Source organism: Bradyrhizobium sp. USDA 10063 (genome assembly GCF_054063735.1).
The window spans coordinates 4,095,485-4,111,880 of sequence record NZ_JBSSGP010000002.1 but is presented as its reverse complement, the minus strand read 5'-3'; the positions used below and the strand labels follow the sequence as shown (position 1 = coordinate 4,111,880).

Here is a 16,396-nt window from a genome sequence, read left to right as displayed (position 1 = left end):
GGCTTCCTCGAACGACTTAGGCAGATTCGGCGGACCGGCAAATTGCAAGTGCGCGACAGGAAGGTGAATGTCTTGAACCCGCGCGCATAGGCAGGAGGGGCCAGCATTCCTTGACTTCGAGCGTTACGGCGCGAGTTCCACCTGGAAAGCAAAGCATTACAGGCGTAACGGGCTCCGTTCCGGCGGAGTATCTGATCGACTCTTTCGCGCTTTGCCTGACGGCCGTCTTGAGCCAGCATTTGCCGTGGGTCTTGGCCGTTTCAAAACGATCTTAGGGACGTCGGCCTTGGCAGCTTCGACCGCGGGGTGTCTTAGGCCGCGACCGCTAATTGCCGACGCCATTGAACTGTTCAAGTGCCCTCTCGTACTTCCACTCAAGTTCGGCCTTCTTGCTGCGCTTCAAGAGCGCCGTGCAAGCCGAAGACGGATGATCTTTCGGACTGTTCCGACAGACTGGCGTCAGTTGCCAATTGGTCGTGTCTTCCCACAAGCTCTGGCCGGGCAGGAAAGAGTATTCCAAGCTGTTTCGTTCGAGGGATATCACATCACTGTAAGTCAATCCGTAGGACGTGACGGCGGTGACCAGTTCATTGGTCATGTCGGTTCTGGAAACCCCTTCGTCGTCGGTCGCGATTACCAGAGGGACATGAAGGCGCCGATAGATTGGAAACGGATGCTGTTTGCCCGCTACGCCCAGAATGAGCCGATTGCTGGTGAGAGCGATTTCCACGGCAATGTGCCGATTGGAGAGCATCTGCAACAACTCGTACGGTCGATCCTCGTACATGACATCAACGCCATGACCGATCCGCCGGGCACCGCCGGTGACGACCGCCTCTCGAATGTGAGAGTGCAACTGTTCGGGCGTGACGAGTCCAAGCGTCAGCTCCCCCGGCATGTAGAGCAACGTTTACGTTCGGCATTTTTGATTCGAGGTAGTTCAGTATTCGCATGTGCAGGGAATAGTCTGCGAGTGCCACGGGGGCATCCTCGGCTCCGACAAAATTTGACGCCGACGACGCGCGGATCCTTCCCTGCCAGCATGAAACCGAATACGGTCTGGGCGAAGACAACTGCAGGCGTCGCAGTTCGACTCGTCGTCATCAAATAGCGCACCTCGACGGTGCATCCGGGTTCGGCGTCCTGCTGGTCGCATTTGAGAATGCGTCTCCTCTCTCTCTCAACCTTATCGAGGTCGCCAACCGCGTTCTCGACAATTCGCTCGATGCCGAGGCTCGACAACTTGCCCAGCATCGTGCCGAAGTCGTCGGTCCACGTGACGTTGGAAGCGATTTGCTTGATCGCCTGGGTCTGGAGCGAGGTCATCAGCTCTATGTAGATGAGCCGTTCGCGTGCGGCGCGATTCGAGACCTCGGCGACCAACGCGCCTGGTTCGACTGCGTTACCAAACAGACTGAATGTCCTGAAGAATTGATCGTGACTAGTGATCCCCGCATCAGCGACGAAGCCTCGCATGGACCACGCATCCACGATCTTTCGATTCAAATCTGCGTCCTGCAGAGCGTTCGAAATCGGCCGGAGACCGCGGTCGGGATCACATGGTGGTGTCATGGCGACGAGTTTATTCACGTCAATGCATGCGCCTCTATTGGCGCCCGACCTTATCAGGTTCTCGGCGTAGGCGCCCCCGGTCAAGTGGTAGTGCAGGTCCGCCCCTTTTGGCATCTCTTGAAGAAACGCGCGAAGTTCCGGAGGTGATAGGACAGCCTCATGGAAGTGCATGTTGGCAGCCGAGCGTGGCTCTTTCGAATAACCGGGCGGTTGGTCAACCATGATGAACAAAGCGATCGGCAAGCCGACCGCCCATAGGTATCGTCGCATTTCATTCTTCCTTCGACTTGAGGCGCGTATTAAGAGGCTGGAGTTGGTCGAGGTGAAGTCCCGCTCGAGGCGGGCTTTGGGAATAGCATGGATGATGCGAATCTGACCTCAGGGTCGAAGGCGTGACGCGAAGATTTTCGACTACAGCTGTAATTTGAGCGTTGCTGTTATCGCCCGATAACCAGTCATTATCGGTAACATTCCCAATCTTCATTTCAGCATGTGCTCGCGCTCTGGGATGGTGACATCCCGGATACGAAGCACTTCGCTCTCAACGAAAAGTCAAACGGGATCGCGCGATCACCTGGAAACTTCTCGTGAGTCATCTTCAGCAATGATGTGTTCTGCAAAACCTGCGAGACCAATTGGCGATGCTGATAAGTGTACAGCGCGAAAGAGTTGAGGAAGAGCAAAGCCCGACCTTGGCTCTTTTCGAGGCGAGAAGCCGAGAGGAACTTGGAGAGAAGCTCCTCGAGATCGCTCTTCAGTGGTCACGAGCGTCAACTGGCGCTGTGCTATTCAACGAGAACGGTCAGTTCGTACCGTTCGCCACATCGAACTGGGCCGAGAACGCTGTGAGCGGTGTTCGGTTTTCCTCCTTGCGGTTTGCGTTGGGCGTTGGGGCTCATGATCATGCTGCCAGGATGCTCGATCCCATTTCGAGGAACGAGGTTCTTTCTGGGTTCGATGGCATCGAATTCTCCGTCCTGTGGTTACCTCTAAGGTATCAAGAGGACACAGTGGGTCTGATCTACCTGGAAGCGGATCGAGGCGGAAGCTTCGGAGCAACCTCCATCGAAAGCTTCAGCGCCATCGCGATCCAAGCTGCCGCCGTTCTGGTCAACCTTCGATTAACCGATGATCTCGCGCGAGAAATAGGGCTAAGGCAGCACGCAGAGGCGAGTCGCGACGAAATTTATGATTCGACGCGTCGACATCAGTGCATCGGAAAGATAGGTGATTTCAAGTTCGACCCCACGACGGGAGTGTCGATCGGCTCAAGAGAGTTTTTTCGGATATTCGGTGTCTCACCCGAGGTGGAGAAGCTCGATCGGGAAATCTGGATCGGCAAACTGCATCCGGACGATCGAGCTCGTGTCGAACGCGAAACCTCTATTGCCGTCGCGACCGGGAGCACTCTCCAGCTGGAATACCGGATCATAAAAGATGGTAGGGTGCGTCACGTCTACTCGGAAGGTCATCCTGAGACGAACGGGGATGGAGATCTCCTGTACCGGGGAATCGTCACCGACATTACAGAAAGGAAGGCGGCCGAAAGATTGTCTGCCGAAACTCGGGCCGAGCTTTCGACCGCTTCGCGCCCGGCGGCTTTGAGCGAGCTTGCCGTCTCGATCGTGCGCGAGATGAATCAACCACTGACCGCGCTGATAACCAGCGCGGAGGCGTGCCGCTGTTGGTCGTCAAGATGTCCAATGGACATATCCGAGGTGGTCGAAGCCGCCAACCAGGTTGTAAACAAAAGAAAGCTGGATGTTGCGGTCGTGGGTGGATTGGAAGTGCTAGCCAAGGGGGCGCAGGCAAACGTCAGCTTCATAAGGATCGACGGCGTCATTTTGGAAGTATTAGGCATGTTTCGTCACGAGTTGGAGAAGTCATCCATTGCCGTGCGTGCCGATATCGATGAAGGGTTGCCGGAGCTGAGGGGAGATCGCCTGCAGCTACAGCAGGTTGTTTTCAACCTGCTGCGAAACGGTATCGATGCGATGAAGGATGTGCACGGCCGGCCGCGAAGGCTGGAAATATCGTGCCGTGCCGACGACGTCGAAATGCTAACGACATTTCGCGATTGTAGTGGTGGCTCGGGAACAAACACAAACGATGCGGATCGTTTGTTCGATCCGGTCTTCACCACAAGAGACTCTGGAATGAGTTTAGGCCTATTCATAAGCCGGCGCATCATAGAGGCGCATCGTGGGCGGATCTGGGCAGAAAGGAATGAGGATTGCGGCCTGACTATTCGGTTAGCGCTGCCGCTATGAGGAAGAGCCAGGAGCGTTCAGGGAGCGTTACGGTATTTTCCATCTGCTTAGGAAGCAGGCAACTTAGGCGTCCCAGCTGCGAACAACGTCACCGTCTGCCGTTCAGGATAGTTCAGTGGGCCAACCGAATGACAGGGTTGATTATGAAGTGTGTTCACCTCAAGTGCGGGCTCCGAGCGTAATCGGTTCGGCTCCGACGTATAAGCGCCGACTGAGCCTGCGGCTGGGTGGGAGCGGTAGCCGGTTCGCTGGAGCTGTCGGGTGCGCACCCCCTCGACTGCGAGCCGTGTAACCTCGGTCGCGATCATCGATGACGACAATGGCATCTGTGCAGTACGCGGAGCGCTCATGCGGTATGCCTGACGTGAAGGGATGGGATCCGATCGATATTCTTATACGTGGCGCGTCCAGTCGACGGCGATGCGCTGCGGCAATCGATACGGCTTATTGTGATCGCCGGAAGGCCATATGGTCCAGCGCTGGGGGTCTTCATCTAGCTACTGAGATGCAGGATTGGAATTCCTGTCAAAAGAATGGTGTCTTGCAGACTGCGCGAACGCGGGACTGTCGCGCGATCAATCAACGCGGATCATCTTGATCGCCCGTTGCGCAAAGCCGTTGTCGCAAGCCATTAATCCGCTTCACCCGCGGGGTGTAAGTATCGAATCTGGGTGCAGAGGAAGAGATTAGCCTCATCTTCATCGATCCGGACTTTGCCTTTCTCCTAATGAAGGTGGTCATCAGAAATCTGACAGATGGAAGAAAGCCGGACGAAGGCCTCAAGATCGGCGCTTCTCGACCATGGACACACTGACACCCTCCGACCGACAACAGGCAATTCGTCTTTCACGTCGTGAATGGCTCGGCGGTGCAGCTTCGGGGCGCAACTCCAAGCTATCGCGATCCGCTATAGTTTCAATAACTTTACTCAATGCGCTGCGGGAATAGAAATGATCCATGGGAAGTCGACGTTGCTTCGGCGAAACGCCGTTGTCGGAATGCGCTGGGGGCGAACGTGGAAAGATGCATGTAGTGAAGATATCGCAGCTATTGCTGGTTGGAGCGTTGGTCGTATCGAGCGGCGTAGCCGACATCAATATCCTCGATCGACTGCCAACGAAGCAACCCGGGTTACTCAACGCGTACATCTCGAACCGAATGCCATGGGCGAGTTCGAAAGCACCAGGCGATGGGCGGATGGCACGCAGATAGTGAAGGAGTTCAGCGCGGTGGAGAAGGGCGCAGGATGCGATCCGGATACGGCTTATTGCAAAGGTGGATTCGGAGAGAGCGTCTTCGAGACGGGATGTGTCGGCTTGGCATGATGAAAGGATGCCAAGAGGTTCGCGCGAGCGCAAAAGAAACCGGGGTGTATTTCACGTTTGGTCACGGGCGACCCTTTACGAAAAGACCGCCATGCCAAGCGAAAGTGCGAAGCGTGCCACATCAAACTGCATCGGATACAGATTGTGTCATCTCACGCGCATATATCGGACTAGTTGAATGGATTGAGAAAAACGACAAGGGAACCGGCAAATGACATCACCCCAAGACGGCTTGATGGGCAAGATTGCTCAAGAACCTGCTTTCGCAAGCACGAATACAGAGCATTTCTACGCCGATCTGAAGCCATTCGACAACTTCTCGCAACTAACGAATTTCAATCGCTATCTTCCCTTGCCGGACGATTGGTTCATCGGGATAGCCGATGTTGTCCAATCGACTCGAGCGATCGAGACCGGTCGATACAAGGCCGTCAACACTGTAGGTGCTGCGGTGCTGGTCGCCATAACCAACGCGTTACCTAAACTCCGCTTTCCCTATGTTTTCGGCGGCGACGGAGCGGCCGTAGCCATTCCAGGCAAGTATCTCGATGAAGTGCGGTATGAATTGGCGCGAACTGCGGCTTGGGCCGAAGATTTTCTCGATCTTATGCTTCGAGTCACGATCGTTCCCGTTTCGGCAATCCGCGCAGCTGGTCACGATGTCCGTGTCGCGCGATATGCAGCATCCGAGAACGTCTCGTACGCCATGTTCACCGGGGGTGGCGTTGCCTGGGCGGAGACGCAGCTAAAGAAGGGGGAATTCGCCGTACGCCGCGCACCGTTGGATGCCAAGCCCAATCTATCAGGGCTCTATTGCGGGTTCGGTCCAATCCCTGCCGAGCAGGGGATCATTCTGTCTATTATTGCCTCACCGATCGAAGAGCAAAGGTCGTATACGGCGTTGGTGGCAGATGTTTTGGCCCTGATTGAATTTTCTTCGCGCCGGTCGGGACATCCGTTGCCTGAGGGCGGTCCACTACCCAGCTGGCTCGGAGGCGAGATCCAGAGACTGCTTAGTAGGGACTCCCCGCACGCGAACCTCCTGACAGCCGCCGCAGATGCACTACGAGCAATCAAGACGCGAATCGTTTTTGCGACGGGTATTCGCATAGGCCGGTTCGAGCCCTTCAAGTATAGACGAGAGATCTGGCAGAATACGGACTTCAGGAAGTTCGATGATGGACTGAAAATGACGGTGGATTGTTCGCCAGAAATTGCAGATGCTATCGAAGCTCGACTGGTTTCCGCTCAGCGTTCTGGCGTTTGTTCGGCGGGTACACATCGTCAGAAAAGCGCACATCTCACCTGTTACGTTCCTTCAAACATTCGGTCCGATCACGTCCACTTCATTGACGGGGCCGATGGAGGCTATGCCGCGGCAGCGGCCAAGAAGAAGGCAGGCGAGGCTGCGGCGGGGCGCGAACGGTTGCCATAGAGCGAACAAGAGCATCAGAGCCTCGCTCCCAAATTTGCATGCCGAATGACATCGTCGTGCGGAAGCTGCACATCCAAGAGCGGATGACGGCTTCGGATATCGCCGGAAAGCGTGGCGCGCGTCGATGTGGTTGCCCAACAGCTCATGGAGGCACTCCTAGAGCCTGACTGCCAGGATCAAATCGCTGTTGGAAGACGAAGTCGACCCGCGTCGGATCCTGGGAATAAGGGAAAACCGGTTAAGCCGGTCAGGCCATTCGACTGCGCTGATACGTGGCAAAGGGTTCCATTCAGATGCGGCCTACGGCATCGAAACGATAACCGATTGTAATTGGCGAAGTTGCCGCGGACGCATTGTATTACGCGATAGTCTCGGCACCGACTTTGCTGATGATGCAATTGGGCACTAGCCGTTGGCAACCAGTTTCGAAAGAGCTCTCGACCCCCACATCCGGGACGGTCGATTTCAGGAGATCGCAAACTTGAAGGTCGGTTTCATCGCCTACGCCAATCCCACCAATTTTTTGCACATTGCCGCGAAGCTTCTGCCGTGGCTGTGGGGTTTGACGGCGTTAGCTTTCGCGCTCGGCCTCTTCGGTACGTTCACGGCACCACCCGACTACCAGCAGGGCGAGATGGTGCGCATCATGTACATTCACGTTCCGGCCGCCTGGGTGGCGATGCTGGCCTATACGCTGATGGCGATCTCGGCGGTGGGCTCGTTGGTTTGGCGCCATCCGCTTGCGAATGCGGCGCAGAAGGCCGCGGGACCGCTCGGTGCCGCCTTCACTTTTATTTGCCTTGTCACCGGCTCCCTCTGGGGCAAGCCGATGTGGGGTACGTACTGGGTGTGGGACGCCCGGCTTACTTCTGTGCTGGTCCTCTTCCTGATCTATCTCGGTCTGATCGGACTCTGGCAGACAATCGAGGACGCCAGCAGGGCCGCGCGGGCTGCGTCGATCATGACGCTGGTCGGGTTCATCAATATTCCTATCGTCAAATTTTCCGTCGACTGGTGGAATACCCTCCACCAGCCAGCCTCCGTGTTGCGGATTGAAGGCTCGACGATCGCCGGCCCGATGCTTTGGCCACTCCTCGTCATGTCGCTTGCATACACGCTTCTATTTGCGGCGCTCCACGTTATGGCGATCCGCAACGAAATCATGCGGCGCCGCGCTCAGCGGCTCGCGATCATGCTGGCGACCGTTGGCGAATCCACTGGGGCACGAATGCAATCGATCGAAGCGGTTTCCTGAGGGTGCGATGGCTCAGCATAGCGGGTTCATCGTGGCAGCTTATCTGGTGACGGGCACGATCCTGATCGGAACGATCGCGACCGTCCTCTTCGACTATCGGCTTCAGCTCCATGCGCTGGCCCGCCTTGCACCAGACCGTCTCGGCAATCGCTCATGAACGACACTCGTCCCTCGAAATTCCTCTCGCCCGATATCGCGGCCATTCGGAACCACTTGGTCCGCATTGTGGCGGCGGTCCCGATTCCGGTCTTCCTCGGAATTGCCGCACTGCTCGCGGTGCGGCTGGGTGTCAACAACCCGTCGCTCGTGCCTTCGGCCCTGATCGGCAGGCCGGTACCGCAATTCGCGTTGGCGGCGCTTGAAGGGCTCGCCACGCCCGGGCCGCCCGGCCTGTCGAGCGCCGACCTGAAGGCAGGACATGTGACGCTTGTGAACGTGTTCGCGTCCTGGTGCGTTGAATGTCATAGCGAGCACGAGGCGCTCATGGCCTTGTCGCGCGACCCGGCGCTGCAGCAGCATGGGGTAAAGCTTACCGGCATCATCTACAAGGACGACCCAGGGAGTGCGCGGAGCTATCTCGACGCCAAGGGCAACCCGTTCGCACAGGTCGGCATTGACCCGTCCGGCAGGACCGGTATTGATTTCGGCGTCTATGGCGTCCCCGAGACCTACGTAGTCAAAGGAAACGGCACCATCGCCTACAAGCTGGTGGGCGGCATCTCGGACGCGACGCGTCCCGCTTTGACGGCGGCAATCGCAAGCGCGCAATCGCCATGACGGCCACCTTGCCAAGTCTCGATCCATATACAACAGGTCCAAAAAGTCTGATCTTGTCTTTACGCGCGGCGTCACTGGCTTGCGCCGCCGGCCGGCAATCGATTAGTTCGAAGGAGCTATGCTGCAGGAGCAGTTTGGTCGTTGAGAATGGCGAACGTACCATGTTTTGCAAGCTCACGCGTTCGCGAAAGTCGCTGGTGAAGGACCTTGAGAGATGCTTTGGCTTGCCTTCGCAATGATGACGGCCGCGGTCTCGCTGGCGCTGCTCCGGCCGCTCTCGGCGCCGCACGAAGAGCGTAACCCGCGCGCTTCTGACATCGCTTTCTATCGAAGCCTATTGGTTGAAACGGATGATGATGTCCGCCGAGGCTTAGTCGCGGCTGACGATGCCGCAGCGGCGCGAGCCGAAATAGCGCGCCGGCTGCTCGCCTCCGTCGACTCCTTGCCGAAGGATCGGCCGCATGCATCGGCGCGACCGAGCCGCATCGGCGCCGTTCTGGCGGTTGTTGTGGTGCTGCCGTTTGTCGCGCTGGCGCTTTATCTTAGGGTGGGTGCGCCTAGCCAACTTGACATGCCAGCGTCACGTCGGACGGGTGCGGAGTTCAATCCCACAGCTGTAATCCCCAAGATCGGAGCTCATCAGGCGGGTAAACTCCAACGACGGATACGACTTCCAGGCGATGACGATCGAGCAAGACGGCAGCACAGAAAAAGCGAGGCAACTCTGGGAGGCGCTACGAGCGGATTCGCTATCCGACGCGCCGTGGACGGATGCAGTACATCCGCATTTGGCTGCTGTTGCCGGAGCGCCGCAGCCGGGCGTGGAGGCCGCGCGGTCTGGCCTAGACAGGACTGGCGTTGCGGCGCCGCCTCCGGAGCAGAGGACAGGGGCGATCGGTGGGATGGTGGAGGGACTCGCTGAGAAGCCCGCGAAGGACGATCACGATCTCGACGGGCGGCTGCGATTGATCAGGGCCTATGCGGTCCTGTGTAAGCAAGAGAAGGTCGACGAGGCCGTGGCAAATGCGCGGGCTAGGCATTCGGGCAACATGAAGCGTTGGCACGCGTTGATAGGCTCGTCAAATAGCTCGGGCTGAAAGGATAAATTTTGGCAAGAAAGAAAAGGCGCCTCCTCCTCATCGGCGCGGCCGGTATAACTTTGGCGATCGCGATGAGTCTCGTACTCTTTGCGCTAAGCGACAGCATCGTCTTCTTCTACGGGCCGACCGAAATGGCCGAGAAAGCGCCGCCGCTGGGAACCCGGTTGCGCATCGGCGGGCTGGTGGAGCGAGGCTCACTGGTCCATGAGGGGCCGTCGACCGTCACTTTCGCGGTGACCGACCTTAAGAAGCACATCAAGGTCATCTACACAGGATTGCTACCCGATCTCTTCCGGGAAGGGCAGGGTGTCGTGGCCGAGGGCACGGTGGAGAGCCCAAGCCTCTTTCATGCCGACACTGTGCTCGCCAAACATGACGAGCGCTACATGCCCAAGGACGTTGCCGACGGGCTCAAACGGCAGGGCATTTGGCGTGACGGCGAGAAATCCGCGCAGACACAATAGAGCTGCCGTTTATGGTTCACATCAGCCTCCAGGAGTGACCGGGTGATCGTCGAAACTGGACATTATGCGCTCGCCCTTGCCTTGGCGGTCACACTGCTGCAGTCGGTTCTGCCGATCTGGGGTACTCGCCGCGGCGATCTCGGGCTTGCCTCCATGGCAGTGCCTGCCGCGATTACCCAATTTGCGCTGGTGGTCTATGCCTTTGCGGCACTGACCTACGCTCATGTGGTGTCCGACTTCAGTCTCGTAACGGTCGTTGAGAATTCGCACACCGCCAAGCCGCTCGTCTACAAGATCGCGGGCGTCTGGGGCAATCATGAAGGCTCTATGCTGCTCTGGGTCTTAATCCTCGCGATCTTCGGAGCCGCGGTGGCGAGCTTTAGCCGCAGCATGGCAGATGAACTGCGGGCCAATACGCTGGCGGTCCAGGGCTGGATCGCGTTTGTCTTCCTGCTCTTCATTCTGCTCACATCCGACCCCTTCGCGCGCCGGTTTCCCGCACCCTTCGAGGGGCAAGACCTCAATCCGTTGCTTCAGGACCCTGGCCTCGCGATACATCCGCCGCTGCTCTATCTCGGCTATGTCGGCTTCTCGATTGTGTTCTCCTTCGCGGCGGCGGCGCTGATTAGCGGCCGCGTCGATGCCGCCTGGGCCCGATACATTCGACCATGGGCGCTGATCGCTTGGAGCTTCCTGACGCTCGGCATCGCGATGGGTTCATACTGGGCCTATTACACCCTGGGCTGGGGTGGATTCTGGTCCTGGGACCCGGTCGAGAATGCCTCATTGATGCCCTGGCTCGCGGGCACGGCGCTGCTGCATTCTGCGGCCGTCATGGAAAAGAGAGACGCGCTCAAGATCTGGACCATCTTCCTCGCGATTCTCACCTTCTCGCTTTCGCTGCTCGGCACGTTCCTGGTCCGTTCGGGCGTGCTTACCTCGGTGCACTCCTTCGCCAGCGACCCATCACGCGGCCTCTTCATCCTCGCGATCCTTATCCTATTTATCGGCGGGTCGCTCGTTCTCTACGCTTGGCGCGCTCCGGCCTTGCGACCCGGCGGCCTGTTCGCGCCTGTGTCTCGGGAGGGTGCGCTCGTGATCAACAACCTAATGCTGACCATCTGTTGCGCCATCGTCCTCACCGGCACCCTTTACCCTCTGGTGCTTGAGACCTTGGTCGGCGACAAGATCTCGGTCGGCGCGCCTTTTTTCAATCTGACCTTCGGCCCGTTGGTCATCCCCATCCTGCTACTAATGCCGATCGGCCAGTCGCTTGCCTGGAAGCGCGGCGACTTTCTGGGCGCAGCGCAACGGGTCATGGTTGCGGCGATGGCGGGCGTGGCCCTTTCACTGGTTCTCGCGGCGACCCTGCGTGGCGGCCCGGTCCTCGCCCCGATAGGTGTGGGCTTGGCGGTCTATCTGATCCTCGGATCGTCCAGCGAACTGGCGTCGCGGATCTGGGGCAAGGGGCAGGCCTGGCGGGTGACTTTGGCCCGCGCGATTGGGCTTCCGCGTTCGGCTTGGGGCACGGCTATCGCCCACGCGGGGCTCGGCGTGACATTGTTGGGGCTCGCCGCAACCGGTTGGGGCGTGGAACGGATTGCGGCGGTCAAGCAGGGGCAGACAGTCGATCTCGGACCCTATCAAGCCACCATAGTCAACTTTGAGGAGCGACAGGGCCCCAACTATTCCGAAATAGGGGTCCGTGCGATTATCAGCCAGGATGGGTCGACGGTGACGACGATTAAGCCGGCCAAGCGCACGTTTCCGGTGCGCCAGACTACGATAACGGAAGCCGGCATCGTGACCCTAGGTTTCGGGCAGGTCTACATCTCGCTCGGGAATCAGCACCCGGATGGTTCGATCGATGCCCGCATGTTCTGGAAGCCGCTCGTTACGACAATCTGGATTGGCGCGATCGTGATGGCGATTGGAGGAATTGTGTCGTTGTCCGATCGGCGTCTCAGGATCGGCTTTGCGCATCGCGCCATTCACGGCCGCCTATCTGGCGATCCTGTAGCGCCGCAGCCCGCAGAATGACCGCGCTCCGTCGCTTTTTCATTCTTTTGGTCGTGCTCGTGGGGTTCGCGCCCGGTCTGGCGAGCGCGGTGCAGCCCGACGAGATCCTAGCCGATTCAAAGCTCGAAGCGCGCGCGCGGGGAATTTCCGTTGGGCTGCGCTGTCTTGTCTGTCAGAACCAGTCAATCGACGATTCAAACTCGGAGCTTGCGCGGGATCTCCGGCTACTGGTTCGCGAACGTCTGAAGGCGGGCGACAGCGACGCGCAGGTGCGCGATTTCCTGGTGCGACGCTATGGAAATTTCATGCTGTTGAAACCGCCATTGGACTCGGAAACCGCCCTACTCTGGGGCATGCCGGCCCTCCTGTTTGCGGTAGGCGCGATCCCGCTTCTTCTCGGACTGCGCCGCCGCAGGCGGTCCCCACCGCCTGATCCGCTGAGCCAAGCCGAGTGCGACCGGCTGGCGTCGGTATTGAACGCCGATATTCCCTCTAAGTGATCTTGGCATTGGTCGGATCGTTTTATCTTGCGAGATGCACGTGCTGAGGCATTTCATCTCTTCGCTTCAAGCCTCCAGTCGAACGGTGGCGTTAGCCGCATCGCGCGGCAGATAGTCCACATATTGGAGCCGTTTCACTGACGTGATCCGCTTCGGAACGAACTTATTTCCATCGCTTGCATCTTTTGTTCCCCCGCCCCGCGAAGCGCGGCAGCTGCAGCGATCGGGGCGAGCGCGAAGGACGCAAGAGCAAGCGCGCAGAGGATCAGAAACGGCGTTAGGAATGACACCGTGCCACTCGCCGCCGCCGAGGCCGCCGAGACGCTAAAGATCATCACTGGCACCGCCAGCGGTACGACGAGAATCGAGAGCAGAAGGCCGCCACGTCGCAACGTGAGGGTAAGGGCTGCGCCGATCGCGCCCAGAAAAGTCAAAGCTGGTGTGCCTACTAGCAGGCTCATGGCCACTCCCCCGAGCGCCGGGCCATCCAGGGCCAACATCAGGCCGAACAGAGGGGAGAGGATCACCAGCGGTAGCCCTGTGACGCACCAGTGCGCCAGGCACTTTACCAGGACAACGAGTTCTAGAGGTGCCGGTGACAGAAGCATCTGGTCCAGCGAACCATCCTCGTGGTCGGCCTGGAACAACCGGTCAAGGCCTAGCAGGGTCGCCAGGAGTGCTCCGAGCCACAGGATGGCCGGACCGATTCGCGATAGCAGGTTCAAGTCGGGTCCGATCGCGAAGGGCACGATCGTGACGAGACCGAGGAAGAAGACTATCGCGAGAGACCCTCCGCCGCCGATGCGGCGCGATAGCACGAGATCGCGGTAAAAGACGGCAAGAAGAGTAGCTGTCATGGCCTCCATCCGCCGCCGCCATCGCGGCGTGACCGTTTGCCTTGAAGAAAAGGATCGGCCCGGCCTTGTGTCTCGCTCCGGGGCGCATGGAAGTGGAGCAGGCGGGGAGGGCGCCACGCCCTCATTGCGCCTGAAGCCTCAGTTCGAGGGTCCCTGGCAGACCGAATGGTTCGTGAGTCGCCGCAAGCACCAAGCCGCCGCGTCCGAGATGATCGGCCACAATACCCATCAGCATGACACGTGCGGCCCCGTCGAGTGCGGTCAATGGCTCATCGAGCAGCCATAGAGGGCGGTCAGCGACCAGGAGCCGGGCCAAGGCGACGCGGCGGCGCTGACCCGCCGAAAGATAGCCCACCGGCAGGTCGATAACGTGGGCGAGCTCGACGCGGTCGAGCGCCTCCCGAGGGGTGAGCCGGGCCTGCCCTGAAAGGGTCAGACCGAATTGGAGGTTTTCGCGAGCGGTCAGCGCGGACTTCAATCCGTCGAGGTGACCGACGTAGTGGACGCGCTCTGAAAGAGGCGCCGGATCCTTGGCTCTCCACTCGTTCCACGACGCGCAGCCGGACGCCGGGGGTAAGAAGCCGGCGATCACACGCAGGAGAGTTGATTTGCCCGCGCCATTTGAGCCCGTTACTTCGGCAAGCTGTCCGGCGTCCAGCCGTAACGATACGCCACGGAGTACTGTGCGCCCCCCACGCACGACCCAGAGGTCCGCGACTAGGAGATGGCAGGATTGTGTGTGGCTCATTTTCGCTTTCAGTCAGCTATGTCTCGTGCCGCTCGCATTTTTACACCGCTCCCCCTGCTTGCTTCTCGCTCGCCGCGGCGCCGCACGAGCCCAGGTTGGCATCACATCGCGTGAGAGACCCGACTTTGCGACACAAGGTGCCAGACGTGAGGCCACAATTGGGCCGATGACCCCGACAACGTCGATGGCGGAACTTCGGTGGCTCGACCCAGGCTCGCCTCTTGGCCGAACCATTGGAGCGCCCTGTTCACGTGTGGCCGAGCACTCCGCTGTCGAGGACCCAGCTCGTCCAGGGACACGGCTCAATCGAGAGCCAGAGTATCCCAGGTCTCGACGAGCGCGGCCGTTAGTTTGGCTATGTGCGCCGCCCCGTGGAAGGGCGAGGGTGTGATGCGTAGGCGCTCCGTGCCGCGCGGGACAGTAGGGTAGTTGATCGGCTGGATGTAGATGGCGTGGCGCTCAAGCAGGTGATCGGCAGCCGCCTTGCACCGCTCTGCATCACCGACCATCACCGGCACGATGTGAGTGTCGGTGGCGAGCACCGGCAGACCGGCGGCCTTGAGTGCGGCTTTCGTTGCAGTGGCCTGTCGCTGGTGCGCCTTGCGCTCGGCATTCGAGTGCTTGAGGTAGCGTACGGAAGTGAGGGCAGCGGCGGCAACCGCAGGAGGCAGGGCCGTGGTGAAGATGAAGCCCGAGGCGAAGCTGCGTACCGCATCGCAGATTGTCGGCGAGGCCGCGATGTAGCCCCCGATGCAGCCGAAGCCTTTAGCGAGGGTGCCCTCGATTACATCCACGCGGTGCATCACCCCGTCGCGCTCGCTGACCCCGCCGCCGCGGGGGCCGTAAAGGCCGACCGCGTGCACCTCGTCGAGGTAAGTCATCGCGCCGTACTGATCCGAAAGGTCACAGATCCTGCCGATAGGTGCCACGTCGCCGTCCATGGAGTAGACGGACTCGAACACGATGAGCTTAGGGCGGTCGCCCGCCTCCTGTAGCAAAGCCTCAAGATGGCCGTGATCGTTGTGGCGGAATATCCGCTTCTCGCAGCTGGATTGACGGACGCCTTCGATTATCGAGTTGTGGTTGGAGGCGTCGGACAGGATCAAGCAGTCCGGGATCAACTTGGCGATCGTCGAGATGCCGGCTTGGTTCGAGACGTAGCCCGAAGTGAAGACAAGGCTCGCCTCCTTGCCGTGCAAGTCGGCGAGCTCGCGCTCAAGGTCCACCAGCGGCGAATTGTTTCCCGCGATGTTGCGCGTGCCGCCCGCGCCGACGCCGCAGCACCGGGCAGTCTCGATCATCGCGGCTAGGACCTCAGGGTGCTGCCCCATGCCGAGGTAGTCATTGGAGCACCAGACCGTGATCTCGGTGATCATCCCGTCGGGCCGGCGCCACTTGGCGACCGGGAAGCGGCCAGAAATGCGCTCGATATCGGTGAAAACACGGTAGCGCCGCTCATCGTGCAGGCGATCGAGGGCGTCGCGAAAGTGGCGCTCGTACGATTGGTCCGCGCCCTCCGGACTGGACGACACCCTTGCGGGCAAGTGCACGGCTGGCGCTCCCTGCCCCGACATCGCGTCCAAGCACGTACGTGCTTTGCTGGCAGGCGCGCGAGTTTGACGTTTGGCCAGCAATTCCGCCACTATAACGTCATCTGCCATCTTTGTCTGGCCCTAAAGCTGAAGCCCGGTTGTGCATGGCTCAATATCTTTCAGGCCTTCTCGTCTCGCACAAGTTATTGTTTGTATGCCTTCTGATTATCGCTATGTGCATCGCCTAAATTGGAGTTTTGGTGTGAACTTGAGAAGCCAAGTAGCGTGAGGACTAGGTGCTTAGTCCCGGCATTTGCTGGAGCGGATTGAGTTTGAATCGTTCGGGCTGGGAAGTCCAGCATTTGCAGATGTACTCGTTAGGTGTGAGGCCCTTCAGGGTCTTCAGCCGCCGAGCGTAGTTGCCCAGTGTCCGATTAGAAATAATAGCTTCACAAATCACTGACTTACGTTTCACGACAGACCCGTCGCAGCGCTATTCTCCGCCGCTATGAAAACTATACGCACCGGCTATTGGAAAATTT

At 59.2% G+C, this 16,396-nt stretch carries 14 protein-coding genes and 1 pseudogene; 9 read left to right on the top strand and 6 right to left on the bottom strand.

Annotation, left to right across the window (positions count from 1 at the left end):
- Window positions 1-325: 325 nt before the first annotated feature.
- Complete coding sequence (locus tag ACVJGD_RS21500) at window positions 326-898, bottom strand: hypothetical protein (protein ID WP_456636203.1); 573 nt, start codon at window positions 896-898, stop codon at window positions 326-328.
- On the bottom strand, window positions 883-1,842 hold the full coding sequence (locus tag ACVJGD_RS21495) for a hypothetical protein (RefSeq protein ID WP_456636202.1): 960 nt from the start codon (window positions 1,840-1,842) through the stop codon (window positions 883-885). Before ACVJGD_RS21495 ends, ACVJGD_RS21500 begins: the two co-directional genes overlap by 16 nt.
- Before the next feature lie 371 nt (window positions 1,843-2,213).
- On the opposite strand from ACVJGD_RS21495, the gene ACVJGD_RS21490 reads away from it, so the two are divergent.
- From ACVJGD_RS21490 to ACVJGD_RS21450, 9 genes are all read left to right on the top strand, one after another.
- Complete coding sequence (locus ACVJGD_RS21490; RefSeq protein ID WP_456640329.1) at window positions 2,214-3,842, top strand: ATP-binding protein; 1,629 nt, start codon at window positions 2,214-2,216, stop codon at window positions 3,840-3,842.
- 1,536 nt (window positions 3,843-5,378) lie between these two features.
- Window positions 5,379-6,602, top strand: coding sequence for a DUF3095 domain-containing protein (locus tag ACVJGD_RS21485; protein WP_456636201.1), 1,224 nt, complete (start codon window positions 5,379-5,381; stop codon window positions 6,600-6,602).
- A gap of 481 nt (window positions 6,603-7,083) precedes the next feature.
- Window positions 7,084-7,857, top strand: a complete 774-nt coding sequence (locus ACVJGD_RS21480) for a heme ABC transporter permease (RefSeq protein ID WP_456636200.1) — start codon at window positions 7,084-7,086, stop codon at window positions 7,855-7,857.
- Window positions 7,858-7,864: 7 nt separating this feature from the next.
- The gene (gene ccmD, locus ACVJGD_RS21475; protein WP_456636199.1) at window positions 7,865-8,014 is read left to right on the top strand and encodes a heme exporter protein CcmD; all 150 of its coding nucleotides are present in this window, start codon (window positions 7,865-7,867) and stop codon (window positions 8,012-8,014) included.
- Window positions 8,011-8,634: a DsbE family thiol:disulfide interchange protein gene (locus ACVJGD_RS21470; protein ID WP_456636198.1), complete on the top strand. Its 624-nt coding sequence runs from the start codon at window positions 8,011-8,013 to the stop codon at window positions 8,632-8,634. The genes ccmD and ACVJGD_RS21470 overlap by 4 nt, the downstream gene beginning before the upstream one ends.
- A gap of 214 nt (window positions 8,635-8,848) precedes the next feature.
- Window positions 8,849-9,556: a c-type cytochrome biogenesis protein CcmI gene (ccmI, locus tag ACVJGD_RS21465; RefSeq protein ID WP_456636197.1), complete on the top strand. Its 708-nt coding sequence runs from the start codon at window positions 8,849-8,851 to the stop codon at window positions 9,554-9,556.
- A 186-nt stretch (window positions 9,557-9,742) separates the two neighbouring features.
- On the top strand, window positions 9,743-10,198 hold the full coding sequence (gene ccmE, locus ACVJGD_RS21460) for a cytochrome c maturation protein CcmE (protein WP_456636196.1): 456 nt from the start codon (window positions 9,743-9,745) through the stop codon (window positions 10,196-10,198).
- 42 nt (window positions 10,199-10,240) lie between these two features.
- Window positions 10,241-12,238, top strand: a complete 1,998-nt coding sequence (locus ACVJGD_RS21455) for a heme lyase CcmF/NrfE family subunit (RefSeq protein WP_456636195.1) — start codon at window positions 10,241-10,243, stop codon at window positions 12,236-12,238.
- Window positions 12,235-12,717: a cytochrome c-type biogenesis protein gene (locus tag ACVJGD_RS21450; RefSeq protein ID WP_456636194.1), complete on the top strand. Its 483-nt coding sequence runs from the start codon at window positions 12,235-12,237 to the stop codon at window positions 12,715-12,717. The genes ACVJGD_RS21455 and ACVJGD_RS21450 overlap by 4 nt, the downstream gene beginning before the upstream one ends.
- Before the next feature lie 134 nt (window positions 12,718-12,851).
- Here the strand turns inward: ACVJGD_RS21450 and ccmB are convergent, their stop codons facing one another.
- From ccmB to ACVJGD_RS21430, 4 genes and pseudogenes are all read right to left on the bottom strand, one after another.
- Complete coding sequence (gene ccmB / locus ACVJGD_RS21445) at window positions 12,852-13,574, bottom strand: heme exporter protein CcmB (protein ID WP_456636193.1); 723 nt, start codon at window positions 13,572-13,574, stop codon at window positions 12,852-12,854.
- 121 nt (window positions 13,575-13,695) lie between these two features.
- Window positions 13,696-14,322 carry a heme ABC exporter ATP-binding protein CcmA gene (ccmA, locus tag ACVJGD_RS21440; protein WP_456636192.1) on the bottom strand — a complete coding sequence of 209 codons (627 nt, stop codon included), beginning with the start codon at window positions 14,320-14,322 and terminating at the stop codon, window positions 13,696-13,698.
- A gap of 302 nt (window positions 14,323-14,624) precedes the next feature.
- Window positions 14,625-15,872, bottom strand: a complete 1,248-nt coding sequence (gene hemA / locus ACVJGD_RS21435; protein ID WP_456636191.1) for a 5-aminolevulinate synthase — start codon at window positions 15,870-15,872, stop codon at window positions 14,625-14,627.
- 274 nt (window positions 15,873-16,146) lie between these two features.
- A pseudogene (locus tag ACVJGD_RS21430) lies at window positions 16,147-16,275 on the bottom strand (IS481 family transposase); the annotation flags it as partial.
- Window positions 16,276-16,396: the final 121 nt, after the last annotated feature.